This is a genomic window from Pseudomonas sp. TH04 (genome assembly GCF_016651355.1).
GTDB classification, from domain to species: Bacteria; Pseudomonadota; Gammaproteobacteria; order Pseudomonadales; family Pseudomonadaceae; genus Aquipseudomonas; species Aquipseudomonas fluorescens.
On the sequence record NZ_JAEKEA010000001.1, the window covers coordinates 506,725 to 525,172 of the forward strand.

Genomic DNA, 18,448 nt, shown 5'->3' on the forward strand with positions numbered 1-18,448 from the left:
CCTCAGCGGTTCTTCAGCTTCACATAAGACTGATACACGTCTGCCGCCCAGCCATCGATGACGCTTTTAACGTCATCAGCTTTCATCACTTGAGAATCGTTGGACAACGGCTTGCCGGTGCCTTTGCGAACCACCTGCGCGAGCACCTTGCCCGTTGCGCCATCCAGAAACTGCGCCTCAGTGCCCAGTGTGGTTTCCTGGTCACGAATACCGGTTCCGGTACTCACCGCGGCCACCACCAACGCCACGGGAATGTACTCGTAAGGCTTGAGGCTTTCGGTCTTGCTGCTCACTGCGGTAATGGCTGCGCGCACCACGATCACGCCAGGGCCGGGGGCATTGGCCAACGGCATTGACCTGGTCAACTCGCGCTTGAGCGCCGCGCTGTAGTAACGGTTGATGCCGTCCAGGGTACTAGACGGGATTTTCGTAGTGGCCTGGGGTTTGGGATAGAACTGAGTGGGTTCGATATACACCGCGGTGTAGCGTTTGAGGTCCAGGTGGGGATCGACCCAGCGCATCACCTCGGCCCCCGAAGGCGACTTGGCCGCTTTCAGTTGGCTGTAGTCCGCGAGAAAACCGGAATACTCGCCCGGTTGGGGGACCTTCGAGGCGCAGCCGGACACTGCAACCGTAGCGACGCACAGCGAACTGAGCATTAGCCTTAGTTTCATCATTGAACTCCCTGGCGGTCATCGTCGAAACAACGGTCCCTAGGTATAGCTAACACGGAAGGAAATTGCTCAGCCACGTTCGCGCGGGATCAGGCTTTGTAACTGCGCAGCCAGGAAGTTGGCGTCGAAGGCGAACGTGTCCGGGTCTTTCAGGCCATTGGTTTTCTTCCATAGCCAGTCATGTTTTTCCGGCGGCAGCACCAGCGAGATACTGCCGTGCCGAGCAGCGGTCAGGCCTATCACCGAAACGTTAATCAAGCCGCCTGTGCCCATGACTTCCGGCACGAACTCGACGGCTTTGCCGGTGATCTGCACGGTGAGCTTCTCGGTCTTGAAGGTCGAGCTTTCGACCGGCAGGCTTGGGCTGCTGGCGACATAGGCTTCGCGATGGACGTCCAGCAGGCCGACGGTCTTGACCGGCTCCAGCCACTGTTCAATCTGCCCGAACAACTCACCGAGTTTTTGCGCCCAGCGTGCCGACTGCAGGTCGAATTGCTGTTTCTTGTGCGCTTCGCTATCGGCGTAGTGACGAAGCATCTCGCCCAGTTGCTGTACATCGTCCATTGCAGATTTCCTTGGGTGAGCCAGGTTGCGAAGTCAGATCATGGCAGAAGTGACGGCTTGCCGTATGGCTTAAAACTGCTCCGGTCATTTAGCCGGTAACTGCATATGACTAATCTGCAGGCGCTGAGTAAGGTAACGCGACATTCCTTGTCAGGAGCTTCGCATGCGTACCATCGGCCTAATCGGCGGCATGAGCTGGGAGTCCAGCGCCGAGTATTACCGCATCATCAACCAACGCGTGCGCAACCAGCTTGGCCCACTGCGCTCTGCGCAGGTGTTGATGTACAGCGTGGATTTCGGCCCGGTGGAACAGGCTCAGCATGCCGGCCGCTGGGATGACGCCGCGCTGATTCTGGAAGATGCCGCGCGCCGCCTGCAAGCCGGCGGTGCCGAGTGTGTGGTGCTGTGTACCAACACCATGCACCGGGTGGCGCCACGCATCGAAGCGGCGGTGTCGATTCCGTTTCTGCATATTGCCGATGCCACCGGGGCGGCGGCCGTAGCGCGCGACACGCTGAAGGTCGGCCTGCTGGGCACCGCGTTCACCATGGAGCAGGATTTCCTCAAATCGCGTCTGGCCGCCCAGGGCTTGACCGTGCTGGTGCCCGACGCGGACGAGCGCCAGGCCGTGCACCGGATCATCTATGAGGAGTTGTGTGTCGGGGTGATCAAGGCGGCTTCGCGTCAGGTCTATCAGCGCGTAATCGCGAGCCTGGCCGCACGGGGTGCCCAGGCGATCATCCTGGGCTGCACGGAAATCGGCCTGCTGATCAAGCCTGAACACAGCGACCTGCCATTGCTGGACACCACCGAGCTGCATGCGCAGGCTGCGGTGGCGTTCGCGCTGGCGGATTAAGCCGATTTGCGCAGGCGCGCCATGCTCAGGGTGTCGACAAACACACCGTCACGCAGGGCGTAATCGCGCAACCGGCCTTCGACTTCGAAGCCAAACTTGCGGTACAGGTTATGCGCCGCCTCGTTGTCGGCGTACACCGTGAGTTCGACGCGGTGCAGGTTCATCCAGTTGTCGGCTACATCCAGCGCGGCCGTCAACAACCTCGACCCCACACCCTTGCCCTGCCAGGCCGTCGCCACGCCCATACCGAATGAACCGACGTGGCTCTGGCGTACGCGCAGGTACTGCTCCATGCCGAGCTGACCAATCACCTCGCCGCCATGCATCGCCACCAGCTGTAGCCGCCGCTCGTTGTCCATCACCAGGCGCTTGCGCCAGGCCTCGATCGACTGAAAAGGCATTTGCAGCACCTGACGACACACAGCCGGTTCGTTATAGAGCGCAGTCACACCTTCAAGGTGGGCTTCGGTAAAGCGCTGGATCACGATGTGGGGTTCAGGTGTGTGCATTGTGTTTCATCCTTTGAAAGACAAGTGGCAGGCCAGTGTAGGGGCAAACCCGCGTCTCTGACGAGCGCGAAGTCCTCGCGCAAATCAGCCGGCGATGCCTGCGTCGCTACGAAAACGGTTGCACCCGGGCTGGATCGAGCCGTTGGCGCACGGGGTTGCCGATTAAACCTTGAGCGCGGCCAGCCGCCATAAGCGTGCGATGTCCGCGGCCCGCTCGCGTAACAAACGCGGCGCTTCACTGCAGGCCTGTTCCAGGCTCATCGGGCCCGAAGGCAAGGCGAAGGCGGCGTCCACACCGTGAGCGTACATTTGCTCGTAGCCCTCGCCCAGCGTGCCGGCAATCACGATCACGGGCACGTTGTGCTGGCGGGCGATGCGTGCCACGCCGAACGGGGTTTTGCCGCGCAGCGTCTGGGCGTCGAAACGGCCTTCGCCGGTAATCACCAGGTCGGCACCGCGTACGGCCTGGTCCAGCCCGACCAATTCGGCGACCACCTCAACCCCGGCGCGAAATTGCGCGCCCAGGAAGGCCTTGGCGGCGAACCCGAGGCCTCCCGCCGCGCCACTGCCCGGCTCATCGCGCACATCGTTGGGCAGCACCTTGGCGCAGTGATCGGCAAAGTGGCCGAGGGCGGCGTCCAAGTGTTCGACCTGCTGCGCATTCGCACCTTTTTGCGGGCCGAAGATCGCAGAGGCGCCGTGTGCACCGCACAACGGGTTGTTGACGTCGGCGGCAATCTCAAAACGCACGTGGGCCAGCCGTGGGTCCAGTTGTTCGAGGCTGATGCGCTCCAGCTGAGCCAAGGCCAGGCCACCGGGCGCAAGTGCCTGGTGGTGAGCGTCGAACAGTTGCACCCCGAGCGCCTGCATCGCGCCTGCGCCGCCGTCGTTGGTGGCGCTGCCGCCAATCGCCAGGATGACGCGCCGGGCGCCGGCATCCAACGCCGCGCGTATCAGTTCGCCGGTGCCGTAGGTGCTGCTGGTGCAGGCATCGCGCTGAGCCGGCGGCACGCGTTGCAAGCCGCTGGCTTCGGCCATCTCGATAATCGCGGTGTGGCTGTCGGCCAGCCAGCCCCAGTGCGCCTCAACCGCCCCACCCAACGGGCCTCGCACGGTGTGGCTGCGCAGTTCGCCATGGCAGGCGGCGAGGATCGAAGCCACCGTGCCTTCACCGCCATCGGCCATCGGGCACTGGATCAGGCGTGCCTGCGGCCACACGTGGGCCAACCCTTCGGCAATTGCCTGGGCGACGCCTTCGGCACTCAGACTGTCCTTGAATGAGTCGGGGGCGATGATGATTTTCATGGGGCTTCTCCGTTTTTTATAACGCCCATGCTGCCAGTTGGCTGCGGCAATGACGCCGGTCAGATGCACAAGGGTGAGCGAGGTTTGTTGTTCATTTCGACAAAACCTGGGGCAACAGCTGTACGCCAAGGTAAAGGGCAAGCATGCCATCGAGGGTCAGTGGGTCGACACCACTCAACTCGGCTATGCGCTCCATCCGATACCGCAGGCTGTTGCGGTGAATACCCAACGCATCGGCACACGCCTGACTCTGGCCGTCGTGTTCGCACCAACTGCGCAAGGTCGTCAGCAACTGACCGTTGGCGTCCTTGGCCAGCACTTTGCGCAACGGGTTGAGCAGTTCGTCGAGGGCGTCTTCATTACGGTGTCGCCAGAGCATCACGGGCAGGCGATAACGGTTGAGCGTCAACAACCGGGAGTGCGGAAGAATGTCGCGACCATAGGCGAGCAAATCCCCCACGCGACGGTAACAACGGCGCAACCCCGCCAAACCATCGGCCTGCCCGCCCACGGCCACTCGCAGGATATTCCAGCCGAGGCCTTCGAGCTTCTCCAGCAAGCGCAGGTTATCCACGTGCACCGCTGCAGGTCGGCACCACAGCAGGGAAAATTGCGCGCAGCTCACGCACCAACTGTCCGGGTAGCGGCTGGTGAGCCAGGTGCTCAACGCGTCCGCCGATTGGCCCACGCCCAATTCGAACAAGTACGGTGTGCGCGTCATTTGCGGTTTGAGCCCCAGCTGTTGCGCTTCATCGACCAAGCGCGGCGAGTCGCCGGCGTCGGCCAGCAGCAACGCCAGCAGATCATCACAGCGCTGGCGCCGCCATTGCTGTTCGGCTTGTTGATGACGATGGCTGACCAGCATTTCGGCGGTCATGCGCACCAACTCGGCGTAAGTACGCAGCAGCTCCGGCTCACCGGTAATGCCGAGCACGCCGATCAGCCGCTGGTCGTGCATCAGCGGCAGGTTGATGCCCGGTTGCACGCCCTTGAGGTGTTTGGCGGTCTGGCCGTCGATTTCCACCACACGACCATTGGCCAGCACCAACTGCGCGCCTTCATGACGGGTGTTGATGCGCTCCGGCTCGCCGCTGCCGAGGATCAAGCCCTGGCTGTCCATGACGTTGACGTTGTAGGGCAGGATCGCCATGGTGCGATTGACGATATCCTGCGCCAGGTCATGATCCAGCTCGAACATGGGGCTAAGTTCCTTGAAAGGCAGGGTTGTTCATCGGCACAGCGCAAAGGCTGCTTGACTGTGCGCTGGCACAAAGACAGCGCCCCGGCCGGTGGCCGAGACTCTTTGGGCGATCAACGTTACCCTCGCATCGCGAAAAATCATAATAAAGAGAGACTGCCATGTCACAGAGCGCCGCTGCCACACTGGCCACCGATGACGATAAAAACGCCATCTACAAGCGCATTACCCTGCGCCTGATCCCCTTCATTTTTATCTGCTACCTGTTCAACTACCTTGACCGGGTGAACGTTGGCTTTGCCAAGTTGCAGATGCTCGACGCCTTGAAATTCAGTGAGACGGTGTACGGCCTCGGTGCCGGGATCTTCTTTATCGGCTACGTGTTGTGCGGCGTGCCAAGTAACCTGGCGCTGACCAAGTTCGGCCCGCGCCGCTGGATTGCGTTGATGATGATCGTGTGGGGCACCTTGTCCACCTGCCTGCTGTTCGTCACGACACCGACGCATTTCTACGCCCTGCGCTTATTGACCGGTGCGGCTGAAGCCGGCTTTTTCCCTGGCGTGGTGCTGTACCTCTCGCAGTGGTTCCCGACCTTTCGCCGTGGGCGGATCATGGCCTTGTTCATGTCGGCGATTCCGGTCTCCGGCTTGCTCGGCAGCCCATTCTCCGGCTGGATCCTCAACCACTTTGCTGCAGGCCAGGGTGGCCTGGCGGGCTGGCAGTGGATGTTCCTGCTGCAAGGGGTCCCGACGGTGATACTCGGTGCACTCGCGTACTTCCTGCTCAGCGACAGCTTTGCCAATGCCCGGTGGCTCACCGCCCATGAGCGTGCGGTACTGGAAGCCGATCAGGCGACAGACTTGGCCAACAAGCCGAAAACTGCCACCGATTCGCTCGGCGCGGTGTTCAAGAACCCGGCCATCTGGGCGTTCGGCCTGATCTATTTCTGCATCCAGAGCGGCGTGTACGCGATCAACTTCTGGCTGCCGTCGATCATCAAGAACCTGGGTTTCAGCGATAACCTGGTGATTGGCTGGCTGAGTGCGATTCCGTATCTGCTGGCCGCGGTGTTCATGCTGCTGGTGGGCCGCTCCGCCGACCTGCGCAAGGAGCGTCGCTGGCATTTGGTGGTGCCGATGTTGATGGGCGCGATCGGCCTGGTGATCGCGGTGAATTTCGCCACCACCCCGGCAATTGCGATTCTCGGTCTGACCATCGCCACCATGGGCGCCCTCACCGGCCTGCCAATGTTCTGGCCGGTGCCAACCGCCCTGCTCAGCGCGGGCGCGGCGGCAGGCGGTTTGGCGTTGATCAACTCCATGGGCCAGATGGCCGGCTTCCTCAGCCCCTACATCGTAGGGTTTGTGAAGGATGCCACCGGGTCCACGGACATCGCGTTGTACCTGCTGGCGGCGGTGATTGTCGCCGGCAGCGTGCTGGCATTGCGCATGACGCGGACCTTGAAAGTCTGACGACAACACCGCCAACCTGAGCGGTGCGCCTTGCCATCGAGCCACACCCCTCAGGCCGGCTGCTGGGCCGCCGTGCGCGGCCCTTTGATCGTTTTGGTGTTGATCTCAGCCGCCACGGCGGATAAACCGCGCATGTCTGCTGTGTTTACAGCAACCCCCCGCCATCGATATCCAGCACGGCACCGGTCATAAATCCATTCTCCATGGCCAGCACATACCCCGCCGCAACTTCCTCAGCCTGGCCGACTCGCCCCACCGGCAAGCCCCCGCCAGCCTTGGCGAACATCGCCAACCGTTGCTCCTCTGCCAGGCCTGCATAAGCCGGCGTATCAATCACACCCGGGCTGATCACATTGACCCGACGTGGCGCCAACTCTTTTGCCAGTTGCTTGCCCAGCGCCTCGGTCGCTGCGTTGATGCCGGTCTTGATCAACTGGCCGGGCGCCAGTTTGCGGCCCAGTTGGCCCGAGGTCAGGCTGATGCTGCCGTGCTCAGCCAAAAACGGCAGTGCCTGTTGGATCGCCCGCAGCGCGCCCCAGAGTTTTACATTGAAGTTGTCCTGGGCTTCGGACAGGTCGGTTTCACTGAGGTTTTTGGCGCGCACCGACGGCCCGGCGGTAAAGACCAGATGATCAACGTGTCCGACCGATTCGAACAACCGCTGCAGGGAGACGCTGTCGGTGACGTCGACCGGCTCGCTGCGCACACCGTTGTCGACACTCGCGGTCAACCGGCGCCCGGCCAGCACCACCTGGGCGCCACGTGCTACGGCGGCCTTGGCCACTGCTGCGCCGATACCGCTGCTGCCGCCAATCACGATGACGGTTTTACCGTTGAGGGAGGATGTCATGAGGTTGATACCTGAGTGAGAAAGTGAGCGTTGATCTTCTCAGCTTGGCAATCGGCGAAAAATCCCGGTAAAACGACAAGATCTTTAAAGGATTTTTACAAATGAGCTCAACCCTGGACCTTGAAGTGTTTGTGCGCACCGCTGACACAGGCAGCCTCTCGGCAGCCGCGCGTAGCCTTAACCTCACGCCGGCAGCGGCCAGTATCGCCCTCAAACGCCTGGAAACCCGGCTGGGCATCCGCCTGCTCGCCCGTTCCACCCGCAGCATGCGCCTGACCGAAGAAGGCCGGCGTTATCTGGACAGCGTACGCATAGCGCTGGAAGCCTTGTCCGAGGGCGAGCAGGCGATCAAACAACAAGGCCAAAGCCTCAGCGGCCTGTTGCAGTTGGCTGCCCCCTCGGATTTCGGGCGCAATGTGCTGCTGGGTTGGCTGGATGAATTCAAACTCGAGCACCCGAACATCCGCCTGCAGTTGCTGCTTAACGACAGCAACGCCGATCTGTTCCGCGACACCGTCGACATCGCCTTGCGCTTTGGGGTGCCACGCGACTCCAGCCTGGTGGCATTGCCCGTCGTGCCCGGCCATCAGCGCATGCCTTGCGCGAGCCCTGACTACCTCGCGCGTCACGGCACACCGCGTACGCCTGCCGACTTGGCGCAGCACAGTACGTTGCGCTACATGCGTCGCGGGCAGCCAAATAACACCTGGTACTTTCGCCAAGGGGCACAGCTTCAGGCAGTTGAAGTGAGCGGGGATTACCTCAGCGACGATGGCGAAATTGTTCGCCGCTGGGCCTTGGCCGGCCACGGGATTGCGTATAAGGCCAACCTGGATATCGCCCGGGATATCAAGGCCGGGCGCCTGGTGCCGCTGCTGCCCGATTGGCAAGGTGAGCCCACCCCTTTCAACCTGATGTGCCCTCACCGCCTGCAAGTGTCGGAACGGGTCAAAGTGCTGCACCGCTTTTTACAGGAACGCTGTCAGACCTTGCTGAACACATGAAGAACGCCGCGCAGGGGTTGTTCCAGAGCCCTTGAGTCTGGTATTGCATCACTCACGTTTCCCAGCCATGAGGATCTTTGAATGATTTATCGCACATTGGGCCAGTCCGGGTTGAAGGTCAGCGCACTGACCCTGGGCACCATGATGTTTGGCGAACAGACCAGTACCGAAGACGCGCTGCGCATCATCGACAAGGCCTGGGACCAGGGCATCAACTTTATCGACACTGCCGACGTTTACACCGGCGGGCGCTCCGAGGAAATCGTCGGTGAAGCCATCGCCCGCCATCGTGCGGATTGGGTGGTGGCGTCGAAAGTCGGCATCGGCCCGTTGGACGGTTTACCCAACCGCAATGGCTTGAGCCGCAAGCGCATTTTCAACGCCCTCGAAGCCAGCCTCACCCGCCTCGACACCGACTACCTGGACATCTATTACCTGCACCGCGAAGACCACGACACGCCGCTGGAAGTCACGGTGTCAGCAATAGGCGACCTGATCCGCCAAGGCAAGATTCGTTACTGGGGCCTGTCCAACTACCGGGGTTGGCGCATCGCTGAAGTGATTCGCGTGGCCGAGCGTTTGGGCGTAGACAAGCCGATCATCAGCCAGCCGTTGTACAACATCGTCAATCGTCAGGCCGAGATCGAGCAAATCACCGCCGCAGCCGCCTATGGCCTGGGCGTGGTGCCTTACAGCCCGCTGGCGCGTGGTGTGCTCAGTGGCAAATACGCTCCGGATGTAACGCCCGAAGCCGGCAGCCGCGCAGCACGTCAGGACAAACGCATTCTGGAAACCGAATGGCGGGTTGAGTCGCTACGTATCGCCCAGCAGATTCAGCAATACACCCAAGGGCGTGGCGTGGGGATCGTCGAGTTTGCGATTGCCTGGGTACTGAACAACTCGGCGGTCAGTTCGGCGATCGTCGGGCCGCGTACCGAGGCCCAGTGGGATGCGTACACCGGGGCGCTGGATGTGAAGATCAACGCTGAAGATGAGGCGTTTATTGACTCGCTGGTGACACCGGGGCATTCGTCTACACCGGGGTTCAATGATTTAGGCCATTTTGTGTCGGGGCGGATTAGCCGATAACAACAGCCGCCGACACTCTCCAGTGTGGGCGGTGTTTTCGTTGCAGGCTTAGGGTTTTATTTCTACTTTAACGTCTAACCCATGGGCAGCCTCTCTGATGTCCTGTTCTGTCAAAGGCACTTGTTTTAATATCTTCGCGATCACGGCGGCGACAGTCCTGTAGGTGCCATAGCCAGGTACAAAGCCTTGAGCGGTAGTGGCGAACACTGTAAGCGCCTGGTCCATTTCACTTTTTGGCAGACCGAACACCTTACCGATATCATTATTTTTATTTAAAAACAGCAACACTGCATTGACTGGATTGTCCAGGCCCTGCTGAACAGTGTCGGCAGTGGCTTTATCTACACCCAGCATTTGCAAAAAAGCAGACACGCCGGTAAATGGTTTTTCGAGAAAATTGGCAACGACATTGATCACAGCACTCAGGTCACCACGCTCCCTGAAAACGAGCGCCCTGAATTGTGCCAGTGTTATTGGCACAAGCGGCAATTGACTGTGAGCACCATTTTTGAGGAAGTAAAAATTACCTCTATTGCCAGAACCCAGCAAGTTACCGTGGTAGTCGTACCGATAGACCACTTTCTCGCCATCGGGTCGTACACCACTGAAGGTAGGCTTGCCTGCATCAATCGACTCGAGTTCCTGATTAACAAGGCCATTCACAAAAATACACTGGGTGGGATTTGCGCTGAATTGATTCAGGTGTTCAAACACATTCCCAATGATCTGTTTCCCTGGGCCCATCAGCACCTTGGGGGCGCTGCCTTCAGGCGCGTAGGCCAGTGCCTGCACGGCGGCACTGACCGGTGCAGATTCTGCTTTATCTCCAAAGTGGGCAAGAAAGGCGTTAAACGTTTCAGGCTTTTTGGGTAAATCTTTCAAAAAATTATCTATTTCCCGATAACTTTTAAATTCATGATTTGACTTAAAGTCTTTCTGCTGCATCCACAGTACGAAGTTAACTTTGCCTGGCACGATAGGTTCGCGCTTGACCATGAACATATCCTTGGCCTGATGACGCCCCACATTAAACGTGTAAACCGTTACGTGGGGCTGCTTCGCGGCATCTGGCAATACCAGCGCATCAAGCAATTCTTTGCCGCCCGGCGTCAGTACGCCGCGTTCTGTATCGCTTGCCAACGATGCGGAGAATTCTCTATAAATATTAAGCTTTTTCCAGGCCGGTATATCATCCTTGGGAAATGCGTGGCTTTCGCCAAATCGACCGATAATGCCAGGCAGGCCGCTGAAAGAAGCTGGTGAGGAGCCATAATAGGGTGAGATACCGCGCATGCCGTCTACTCTCTATCAAAAGTCTAAACCATTAATTTGCTGAGCGGTTTTCCACGCGCACCGTCGTAACAGGTGCGGTGACTGACACTCAGGAAGTTGCCATTAATCCGTTGGGGTCGAGCGGTTTCCATGGCTCGCCTAAATGCAGCAGCGCTTTAGGCAAGAGAACGTTCAGCCAGGCTAACTAAACGTTGTAAAACCTATGTGATATCTGCGTAGGAGTTTGTTCCATTAAATCGGCTTAATCGTCGTGACAAACAATGTCATGCACCCTATATTCCCCCCAGATTTCCTGTCTTTTGTATCCATGGGTTTTGGCGAGGACGCTGTGTCTAAAGGTGTTGTGTTATCGGTATCGGCCTCGGTGTTATTTGCCGTGATGTATTACTTCACTTCGTTGCTCACGCCATTGAGCGGCCTGGAGATTTTCGGTTGGCGCATGTTGCTGACCATGCCCTGCATGACCGTGTTCATGATCGTCAGTGGCGAATGGCGGCGCGTGTGGGAGCTGGTGCGCAGGTTGGTGGCCAAGCCGAGGCTGATCGGCGGCGTGCTCGTGTCATCGGCCTTGCTGGGTTTGCAATTGTGGTTGTTTATGTGGGCGCCGCTTAACGGGCGCAGCCTGGATGTGTCGGTGGGGTATTTCCTGCTGCCGCTGACCATGGTGCTGACCGGGCGCCTGGTGTACGGCGAACAACTGTCGCGCCTGCAGCAGATCGCGGTTTTTTTCGCCGCGCTCGGGGTGCTGAACGAGTTGTACCAGGCCGGTGGTTTTTCCTGGGCGACACTGGTGGTGATCATCGGTTACCCGATCTATTTTGTGGTGCGCAAATACCTCACCACCGACCACCTGGGCGGGCTATGGCTGGATATGGCGCTGATGCTGCCCGTGGCCTGGTGGTTTGTGCAGCACGGCGAACAAGGTTTTGCGGTGATGGACATTCATCCCAAGCTGTATGCGTTGATTCCGCTGCTGGGGGTCATCAGTGCCTCGGCGTTGGTGAGCTATATCGTTGCCAGCCGCTTGTTACCCTTCAGCCTGTTCGGGCTGCTCAGTTATGTAGAGCCTGTGTTGCTGCTGGTGGTGGCGTTGAGCTTGGGAGAAGGCATCAAGGGCGGCCAATGGCTGACTTACATCCCGATCTGGCTGGCGGTGATGGTGCTCGTGTATGAGGGGTTCAAACACCTGGTACGCCAGCGCAGAGCGTAATTGGCAGGCAATAAAAAGCCCGCCCGAGGGTTAACCTCGGGCGGGCTTTTTTACGCTTAGTCGGCGGTCAGGACGCCACGACGCACCTGGTCACGCTCGATCGACTCGAACAGTGCCTTGAAGTTACCCTCGCCGAACCCATCATCGCCCTTGCGCTGGATGAATTCGAAGAACACCGGGCCCATCAGGGTTTCCGAGAAAATCTGCAGCAGCAGACGCTTGTCGCCTTCAATCGAGGAGCCGTCGAGCAGAATGCCGCGTGCTTGCAGTTGGTCCACCGGCTCACCGTGATTCGGCAGGCGGCCTTCAAGCATTTCGTAGTACGTGTCCGGCGGCGCCGTCATGAAGCGCATGCCGATTTTCTTCAGCGCGTCCCAGGTCTTGATCAGGTCGTCGGTGAGGAACGCCACGTGCTGGATGCCCTCCCCGTTGAACTGCATCAGGAACTCTTCGATCTGGCCGGCGCCCTTGGAGGACTCCTCGTTCAGCGGGATGCGGATCATGCCATCCGGGGCGCTCATGGCCTTGGAGGTCAGGCCGGTGTATTCACCCTTGATGTCGAAGTAACGCGCTTCACGGAAGTTGAACAGTTTCTCGTAGAAGTTGGCCCAGTAGACCATGCGCCCGCGATAGACGTTATGGGTCAGGTGGTCGATAACCTTGAGGCCGGCGCCCACCGGGTTGCGGTCGACGCCTTCGAGGAACACGAAGTCGATGTCATAGATCGAACTGCCCTCACCGAAACGGTCGATCAGATACAGCGGCGCGCCGCCGATGCCCTTGATCGCCGGCAGGTTCAGTTCCATCGGCCCGGTTTCGATGTGAATAGGCTGGGCGCCCAGCTCCAGCGCACGGTTATAGGCCTGTTGCGAGTCTTTGACCCGGAACGCCATGCCGCACACCGACGGGCCGTGCTCGGCCGCAAAGTAAGACGCGAGGCTGTTGGGCTCGTTGTTGAGGATCAGGTTGATCTCGCCCTGGCGGAACAGGTCGACGTTCTTGGAGCGGTGGGTGGCGACTTTGGTAAAGCCCATGATCTCGAAGATCGGCTCCAGGGTGCCCGGGGTTGGCGATGCGAATTCGATAAATTCAAAGCCCATCAGGCCCATTGGGTTTTCGTATTGGTCGGCCATTTTCGGCGCCTCATTCTTGTAGTGAACACACAAATAGTCAGTTGCGAGCAAGGATGAGGTGGGAGGGAGGCGCACAAGAGAGGCCCCGCACGCTGCGTGCGAGGAAGTCACCAAAGATCAGGGGGGAGCCGAGTAGCTTCATGGTTACATCAGTCTCTGACAGCCGAGGCTTGCGTGAGCGCAAGTCCATATTCTTGTATGCGTAAATCGATTCTACACAGCGTAACAGTATTTGTCCGCACTCTTATCAAATCCCCATTGGCTTGGCCTGCGCAAGGGGTTTGTTGCACAGGTATATGCCGCACAGGATCACCGCGCCGCCCAGCCCCATGGCCACGGTCAATTGTTCGCCCAGCAGTAATGCGCCGCAAATCACGGCTGTCAGAGGGTTCAGCGCAATAAACACCCCGGCACGGGTCGCGCCGATGCGCCGAATGCCGTCGTAATAGCCGATGTACGCCAGGGCTGATCCCAACACGCCCAGGTACAACAAACTCAAGACCTGCGGCAGATGCAGGCTGCCGAGCCCGGCGACAGTGAAACGCCCCATAACCAGGCTGAGGAGCGTCAGCATCAAGGTGCCCAGCAGCACTGACCAGGTGACGGTTTGCAACGGACCGAGGCTGCGATTCAGCTCACGGGAAAACAGCGAGTAGATCCCCCACCCCACGACGCAACCAATAATCAGCCCGTCGCCGCGCCAGTTGCTCGCGGTACTGTGCAGCACCTGCGGGTTGCGACTGACGATCACCACGGCCGCGCCCGCCAGGCATAAGGCGATGCCCGCGACTTTGCCGGCACTCAGGCGCTCTTTGAAGAGCCACCATCCGGCCAGGCCGATCACTGCCGGATTCAACGCCACGATCAACGACGCGCGCGAGGCGTTGACGTAATGCAGGCCATAGAAAAAACACAGGTTATAAAAAAAGATGCCAAAAAAACCCAGCACGAACAGCCGCACCAGTTGGCGAGCACTGGGTCGCGCCAGAGGGACCCGCGCGCACAGCATAAACAGCAACAGTGCCAGGCTGGCCAGGATAAACCGCAGGCTGGCGGCCAGTAACGGGTCGACCCGATCAGCCAGGTAGCGCCCGGCGACAAACGTGCCGCCCCATAGCATGGTAACGGCGGCAAGTTTCAGATAGGTCAGTCGATCGGACACGGGTTGCATGAGGATTTGCTCGGGGCACTGAAGGATTGGCGTATTCTTCGACTAATGATCGGTAATCGTAAAATGAGCCTTTACTCATGACCCTGACCCAGTTGGAAATCTTTTCGTTGGTCGCCGAACTGCAAGGTTTTACCAGTGCGGCTCACCGCCTGGGCATCAGTCAATCGGCGGTGTCGCATGCAATCAAAGCCCTGGAACAAGAGCTGGGCGTGGAATTGTTCCGGCGCCACCAGTCGTTGGTGGAACTGAGCGATATCGGCGCGCAATTACTCGGGCGCGCCCGCGCGATGCTCGGTCTGGCCAATACCTTGCAACAGGAAGCGGCCGACGCCCGTGGAATGAAACGCGGCACGCTGCGGATTGGGTCGTTCGGGCCGACGGCATCAATCCGTCTGCTGCCGACCCTCCTGCAGCAGTTTCGACAGGCTTATCCGGGTATCGAAGTGCACGTGGACGAAGGGCCCGACCGACAGGTTATCCAGTGGCTGGATGAGCGACGCATCGATGTCGGGTTCGTGGTGCTGGATCACGAACGCTTCGACACCGTGGCCTTGTTCGAGGACCAACTGGTGGCACTGCTGCCCGCCGCTCATCCACTGGCCGCCAACGCGGCGCTGCCCCTGGCAGCGCTGTGTGATGACCCGTTTATTCTCACCGAGGCCGGCTCCTCGGAACTGGTGATGCGCTTGTTCAGCGAGGCACGGTTAAGGCCTAAAGTGCGTTATCGCTGCGCCCAGCTGCTCAGCACGCTGGACGCCGTCAGCCGTGGTGATGGGTTGAGTATCGTCGCGCAAGCGTCGCTACCGGAACGCGTCGACCCGCGCTACGCTGCGCGGCCGTTGACGCCGGCGGTGCCCCGCCGGATCGGCCTGGCCGTGCTTGACCGTCGCCAATCCTCGCCGGCCACCCTGGCATTTATCGCGCTGGCGCAAAAGTGCACCGCCCCCGGACTTATCGCACTGAACGATACCCCGTCAACGCTGGCTTGAACGGCTGAGAGCGACAGAAGAAAGCATTGTTGGTGGCGCGCCTACTGTTCGCAGCGATGTTTATCGTCCCAGGATGAGAGACTCGCCACAACTGACCCAGAGGCCCGGGGCATGGGCTTTAAACAACCGAGCGCCCCAGCGCAATGCCATCTATCATCGGCATACCTCCCTGTGTTTATCGTTATTGGCTGCCCCTATGCCCCTCACCGCCAAAGGCCCAAGAAGCCGAACTGCACGCGCCCTTATCAGCGGCATCTGTGGCGTGCTCCCGGTTTTACTCGGGGTTGCGATTCTTTATTGGCAAGCCGAACGTACGCTTGAACAAAGCACGGAGCAAACCGCCCACGAAGCCGTTCGCCAATTCGACTTGATGCTCGACAACACGGCCCTCGCCGCCCGGGCCTTGCTGCCGCTGGCCGGCCAACCTTGTGACAACGGCACGCAACTGGCGCTGCGTGAGCAGGTGACGCGTCGGCCGTTTGTGCGAGCGACGACCCTGTCCTGGCAGAAAAACATCTATTGCAGCTCGTTGTTCGGCGGGACTTACCAGTCAGCGGTCAACCCGGACGATTACGTTGATGGCGTGCTGTGGTTGATGAACGGCAACCCGGTGACGCCGGACACCGCACTGCTGGTTTACCGCCTGGTCGACGGCGACAAAGCTGCATTTGCCTCTGTCGACGGCTACCACCTGACCAACGCCTTGCGCCTGATCAGCCGCTACACGTACCTGATCCTGCAAGTCGGCCCCAACTGGCTGGATGCCGACGGCAAAGTCCACAACACAGCGGTGCCGGAGTTTGCCGTGGCCCATCATCACCTGGCCTCTGAGCGATATCACTACAGTGTCGACGCAGGCATGCCCGACGGTGAGGTCTGGCGTTATATGGAAGCGCGTTACCCGGCACTGTTCAGCCTGCTGGTGTTCTTTGGCGTACTGGCGGGCATGCTCGCGCACTGGCTGCAAAAGCGCTCGTCCGCCCCCACCCACGAGCTGCAGCGCGCCTTGGGTGCCAACGAGTTCATTCCCTATTTCCAACCCGTGGTACGCGGCGATACCCATGAATGGGCCGGCTGTGAAGTGTTGATGCGCTGGCAACACCCGAAGGAAGGGTTGGTGCGCCCCGACCTGTTTATCCCGCTGGCCGAGCACTCCGGCCTGATCGTGCCGATGACCCGCTCACTGCTGCGCCAGACCGCCGCGCAACTGGCCCCGCACGCCGCGCGCTTCAGCCCGGGCTTTCATGTCGGCGTGAACATCACGGCGCACCACTGCCTGGATCTGGACCTGGTCCAGGATTGTCGGGAGTTTCTCGCCGCCTTTGCCCAAGGCCAAGTGACCCTGGTGTTGGAGCTGACCGAGCGCGACCTGATCCAGCCTACCGACATCACCCGCCGCTTGTTCGACGCCCTGCATCAACTGGGGGTGATGATCGCGATTGATGACTTTGGCACCGGCCACTCGAGCCTGGCTTACTTGCGTAACTTCAACGTCGACTACTTGAAAATCGATCAAAGCTTTGTCGCCATGATTGGCGCTGATGCACTCTCCAGGCATATTCTTGACAGCATCATCGAACTCTCCGGCAAGCTGGACCTGGGTATTGTCGCTGAGGGTGTGGAAACCACGGAGCAGTGCGAATACCTCGCGGCACAAGGTGTGGATTTCCTGCAGGGTTACCTGTTCGGCCGACCGTTACCCTGTGAAGAGTTCATTAAGTCGCTGGCCAGCCATTGAATAGCCATCTACTGCGCTCAATGAAATAATCTTATTTAAGCAACGGCGTGATTTACTCGTGCGACATTAACTACTACAATTTTTCCTGCCTGTGCTGAACTCGCAGAAAGGCCTCTTTCTTTGAGTCACCTTAAGCTCTTGGCTTACTAGCTTTGTCTGCAGTTGATATCAGCCAACTACACTATTGGAGTACAGATTTTGTCCAGACTCGCCGAATTTCGCGCAGCAGAAAAAGCCCTTCAAGAACAGCTTGCCCAGCTGGAATCACTGAAGAACGACGCCGGCCTGAAAAAAGAAATCGAATTTGAAGAAAAGCTGCAGGGCTTGATGAAGCACTACGGCAAAGGCCTGCGCGACATCATCTCGATCCTTGATCCGAACCCGGGCAAAGCCGGTGCTGCCGTGACCGCACCCAAACAGCGCCGCGCACGCGTGGTCAAGGTCTACCATAACCCACATACCGGCGAGCTGATCGAGACCAAAGGCGGCAACCACCGCGGCCTGAAAGCCTGGAAAGAACAGTATGGCGCCGCCACTGTAGATTCCTGGCTTCGCGGCTGATCGACAACGTCTGGCAAAAAGCCCCGCATTGGCGGGGCTTTTTGTTGGCGGGTTCAAAAACGAATCCAACTAACCGTTCACTTTGTTCAAAATCGATCAAAATGGATTGTTCAAAGTTTCAGACTGTCGCGCACCGAACTCACTTCGCCCCGACTCGCCTCATAGGCTTCGGCTTGCCCCGCGTATGAAAAAACATACGCTTTATCGGTATCAACCGCGCCCACCAATGTTTGTGACAATACGTGTCGCCCGTTCTCGGTAATCACGCAAGTAGTTTCCATCGCGTCAAGACCACTCAATGTGGTTGGGTGCATTTTGCTGCACACGCTTTGATAACCACTGCGGGCAAATTCTTTCTGGATGGATTTACGCATGTCCAGCAACACACCCTGAAGATTAACTTTATGCCCGGCCTCAATCGGTGTGCCGGTCAACTCCATGACCATCAAGGTATTGCCATTTTCATCATTCTTGATCGCGCGTTGCCGAGACACCGCCTGAGGGGTTGCCGGTGCCGCGTCGTCGGGCACCACCTCCTCGACTTGCCAGCCGCTGGGCCAATGAATTTCCGGGTCTGCCGCTTGCACGAACGAACTGCCCAACAGTGGACCAAACAGCACACACAACGCACTTAACAGCGGTTTACGGAATTCAATCATTACGAAAAACACCCAAGGTTCAAGCGCCAAAGTTTGACGCCCGACACCCGCAAGTCGCAAGCGCTGTGTGACCTTTTCATTTGGCGCAGCAGGCAGGCCTTGCGTATCATGGCGCGGCTGCATGGATGCTTGCCGCAAGCCAAGGGAACGCTACTCTCACTTCAAGCCGAGCT

Annotated in this window: 18 protein-coding genes; 8 read left to right on the forward strand and 10 right to left on the reverse strand. The window is 59.3% G+C overall.

The genetic code is table 11. The annotated features are described in order from the left end of the window. Positions 1 to 2: 2 nt before the first annotated feature. Both JFT85_RS02165 and JFT85_RS02170 read right to left on the reverse strand, forming a co-directional pair. Entirely contained in the window at positions 3 to 674 is a 672-nt protein-coding gene (locus JFT85_RS02165) for a DUF3313 domain-containing protein (RefSeq protein ID WP_053255983.1), read from the reverse strand. Positions 675 to 743: 69 nt separating this feature from the next. Then, positions 744 to 1,238, reverse strand: a complete 495-nt coding sequence (locus JFT85_RS02170) for a hypothetical protein (RefSeq protein WP_069551864.1) — start codon at positions 1,236 to 1,238, stop codon at positions 744 to 746. Between the two features lie 163 nt (positions 1,239 to 1,401). Here JFT85_RS02170 and JFT85_RS02175 point away from each other — a divergent pair, with 163 nt between their 5' ends. Further along, positions 1,402 to 2,094 carry an aspartate/glutamate racemase family protein gene (locus JFT85_RS02175; RefSeq protein WP_069551865.1) on the forward strand — a complete coding sequence of 231 codons (693 nt, stop codon included), beginning with the start codon at positions 1,402 to 1,404 and terminating at the stop codon, positions 2,092 to 2,094. On the opposite strand, the gene JFT85_RS02180 is transcribed toward JFT85_RS02175, so the two are convergent. From JFT85_RS02180 to JFT85_RS02190, 3 genes are all read right to left on the reverse strand, one after another. Next, the gene (locus tag JFT85_RS02180; protein WP_053255980.1) at positions 2,091 to 2,603 is read right to left on the reverse strand and encodes a GNAT family N-acetyltransferase; all 513 of its coding nucleotides are present in this window, start codon (positions 2,601 to 2,603) and stop codon (positions 2,091 to 2,093) included. The genes JFT85_RS02175 and JFT85_RS02180 overlap by 4 nt on opposite strands. Positions 2,604 to 2,765: 162 nt before the next feature. Next, on the reverse strand, positions 2,766 to 3,908 hold the full coding sequence (locus JFT85_RS02185; protein ID WP_201229063.1) for a glycerate kinase: 1,143 nt from the start codon (positions 3,906 to 3,908) through the stop codon (positions 2,766 to 2,768). A gap of 91 nt (positions 3,909 to 3,999) precedes the next feature. After that, positions 4,000 to 5,106, reverse strand: a complete 1,107-nt coding sequence (locus JFT85_RS02190) for a sugar diacid recognition domain-containing protein (protein ID WP_053255978.1) — start codon at positions 5,104 to 5,106, stop codon at positions 4,000 to 4,002. Positions 5,107 to 5,267: 161 nt separating this feature from the next. Here JFT85_RS02190 and JFT85_RS02195 point away from each other — a divergent pair, with 161 nt between their 5' ends. Next, positions 5,268 to 6,578 carry an MFS transporter gene (locus tag JFT85_RS02195; protein ID WP_078828365.1) on the forward strand — a complete coding sequence of 437 codons (1,311 nt, stop codon included), beginning with the start codon at positions 5,268 to 5,270 and terminating at the stop codon, positions 6,576 to 6,578. A 145-nt stretch (positions 6,579 to 6,723) separates the two neighbouring features. Here JFT85_RS02195 and JFT85_RS02200 read toward each other — a convergent pair whose 3' ends face one another. After that, on the reverse strand, positions 6,724 to 7,428 hold the full coding sequence (locus tag JFT85_RS02200; RefSeq protein ID WP_069551868.1) for an SDR family oxidoreductase: 705 nt from the start codon (positions 7,426 to 7,428) through the stop codon (positions 6,724 to 6,726). A gap of 101 nt (positions 7,429 to 7,529) precedes the next feature. On the opposite strand from JFT85_RS02200, the gene JFT85_RS02205 reads away from it, so the two are divergent. Together JFT85_RS02205 and JFT85_RS02210 are read left to right on the forward strand one after the other, a co-directional pair. Further along, positions 7,530 to 8,432 carry a LysR family transcriptional regulator gene (locus tag JFT85_RS02205; RefSeq protein WP_069551869.1) on the forward strand — a complete coding sequence of 301 codons (903 nt, stop codon included), beginning with the start codon at positions 7,530 to 7,532 and terminating at the stop codon, positions 8,430 to 8,432. 81 nt (positions 8,433 to 8,513) lie between these two features. Continuing rightward, the gene (locus JFT85_RS02210) at positions 8,514 to 9,521 is read left to right on the forward strand and encodes an aldo/keto reductase (RefSeq protein WP_201229070.1); all 1,008 of its coding nucleotides are present in this window, start codon (positions 8,514 to 8,516) and stop codon (positions 9,519 to 9,521) included. A 48-nt stretch (positions 9,522 to 9,569) separates the two neighbouring features. Here JFT85_RS02210 and JFT85_RS02215 read toward each other — a convergent pair whose 3' ends face one another. Further along, positions 9,570 to 10,814, reverse strand: a complete 1,245-nt coding sequence (locus tag JFT85_RS02215; protein WP_201229072.1) for a hypothetical protein — start codon at positions 10,812 to 10,814, stop codon at positions 9,570 to 9,572. 328 nt (positions 10,815 to 11,142) lie between these two features. Between JFT85_RS02215 and rarD the strand changes: the two genes are divergently transcribed. Further along, entirely contained in the window at positions 11,143 to 12,024 is an 882-nt protein-coding gene (gene rarD / locus JFT85_RS02220; protein ID WP_201229074.1) for an EamA family transporter RarD, read from the forward strand. A gap of 56 nt (positions 12,025 to 12,080) precedes the next feature. Here the strand turns inward: rarD and hppD are convergent, their stop codons facing one another. Further along, the gene (gene hppD / locus JFT85_RS02225) at positions 12,081 to 13,157 is read right to left on the reverse strand and encodes a 4-hydroxyphenylpyruvate dioxygenase (protein WP_053255972.1); all 1,077 of its coding nucleotides are present in this window, start codon (positions 13,155 to 13,157) and stop codon (positions 12,081 to 12,083) included. Between the two features lie 247 nt (positions 13,158 to 13,404). Beyond that, entirely contained in the window at positions 13,405 to 14,328 is a 924-nt protein-coding gene (locus JFT85_RS02230) for a DMT family transporter (protein WP_201229076.1), read from the reverse strand. Positions 14,329 to 14,405: 77 nt separating this feature from the next. Between JFT85_RS02230 and JFT85_RS02235 the strand changes: the two genes are divergently transcribed. The 3 genes from JFT85_RS02235 (at position 14,406) to JFT85_RS02245 (ending at position 17,616) form a co-directional block, all read left to right on the forward strand. Continuing rightward, complete coding sequence (locus tag JFT85_RS02235; protein WP_053255970.1) at positions 14,406 to 15,317, forward strand: LysR family transcriptional regulator; 912 nt, start codon at positions 14,406 to 14,408, stop codon at positions 15,315 to 15,317. Between the two features lie 196 nt (positions 15,318 to 15,513). Further along, entirely contained in the window at positions 15,514 to 17,055 is a 1,542-nt protein-coding gene (locus JFT85_RS02240) for an EAL domain-containing protein (RefSeq protein ID WP_053255969.1), read from the forward strand. Positions 17,056 to 17,253: 198 nt separating this feature from the next. Further along, positions 17,254 to 17,616 (forward strand): histone-like nucleoid-structuring protein, MvaT/MvaU family, encoded by a 363-nt coding sequence (locus JFT85_RS02245; RefSeq protein WP_053255968.1) that lies wholly within the window; start codon positions 17,254 to 17,256, stop codon positions 17,614 to 17,616. Between the two features lie 110 nt (positions 17,617 to 17,726). Here JFT85_RS02245 and JFT85_RS02250 read toward each other — a convergent pair whose 3' ends face one another. Further along, positions 17,727 to 18,275, reverse strand: a complete 549-nt coding sequence (locus JFT85_RS02250) for a DUF4946 domain-containing protein (RefSeq protein ID WP_053256504.1) — start codon at positions 18,273 to 18,275, stop codon at positions 17,727 to 17,729. Between the last annotated feature and the right edge of the window lie 173 nt (positions 18,276 to 18,448).

Excerpts from the sequence above, each read along its gene's own strand:
- JFT85_RS02235 (WP_053255970.1), top strand. The coding sequence starts at position 14,406 with ATGACCCTGACCCAGTTGGAAATCTTTTCGTTGGTCGCCGAACTGCAA.
- JFT85_RS02200 (WP_069551868.1), bottom strand. The coding sequence starts at position 7,428 with ATGACATCCTCCCTCAACGGTAAAACCGTCATCGTGATTGGCGGCAGC.
- JFT85_RS02165 (WP_053255983.1), bottom strand. The coding sequence starts at position 674 with ATGAAACTAAGGCTAATGCTCAGTTCGCTGTGCGTCGCTACGGTTGCA.
- JFT85_RS02240 (WP_053255969.1), top strand. The coding sequence starts at position 15,514 with ATGCCCCTCACCGCCAAAGGCCCAAGAAGCCGAACTGCACGCGCCCTT.
- hppD (WP_053255972.1), bottom strand. The coding sequence starts at position 13,157 with ATGGCCGACCAATACGAAAACCCAATGGGCCTGATGGGCTTTGAATTT.
- JFT85_RS02195 (WP_078828365.1), top strand. The coding sequence starts at position 5,268 with ATGTCACAGAGCGCCGCTGCCACACTGGCCACCGATGACGATAAAAAC.
- JFT85_RS02205 (WP_069551869.1), top strand. The coding sequence starts at position 7,530 with ATGAGCTCAACCCTGGACCTTGAAGTGTTTGTGCGCACCGCTGACACA.
- JFT85_RS02250 (WP_053256504.1), bottom strand. The coding sequence starts at position 18,275 with ATGATTGAATTCCGTAAACCGCTGTTAAGTGCGTTGTGTGTGCTGTTT.
- JFT85_RS02185 (WP_201229063.1), bottom strand. The coding sequence starts at position 3,908 with ATGAAAATCATCATCGCCCCCGACTCATTCAAGGACAGTCTGAGTGCC.
- JFT85_RS02180 (WP_053255980.1), bottom strand. The coding sequence starts at position 2,603 with ATGCACACACCTGAACCCCACATCGTGATCCAGCGCTTTACCGAAGCC.
- JFT85_RS02175 (WP_069551865.1), top strand. The coding sequence starts at position 1,402 with ATGCGTACCATCGGCCTAATCGGCGGCATGAGCTGGGAGTCCAGCGCC.
- JFT85_RS02215 (WP_201229072.1), bottom strand. The coding sequence starts at position 10,814 with ATGCGCGGTATCTCACCCTATTATGGCTCCTCACCAGCTTCTTTCAGC.
- JFT85_RS02190 (WP_053255978.1), bottom strand. The coding sequence starts at position 5,106 with ATGTTCGAGCTGGATCATGACCTGGCGCAGGATATCGTCAATCGCACC.
- JFT85_RS02230 (WP_201229076.1), bottom strand. The coding sequence starts at position 14,328 with ATGCAACCCGTGTCCGATCGACTGACCTATCTGAAACTTGCCGCCGTT.
- JFT85_RS02170 (WP_069551864.1), bottom strand. The coding sequence starts at position 1,238 with ATGGACGATGTACAGCAACTGGGCGAGATGCTTCGTCACTACGCCGAT.
- JFT85_RS02210 (WP_201229070.1), top strand. The coding sequence starts at position 8,514 with ATGATTTATCGCACATTGGGCCAGTCCGGGTTGAAGGTCAGCGCACTG.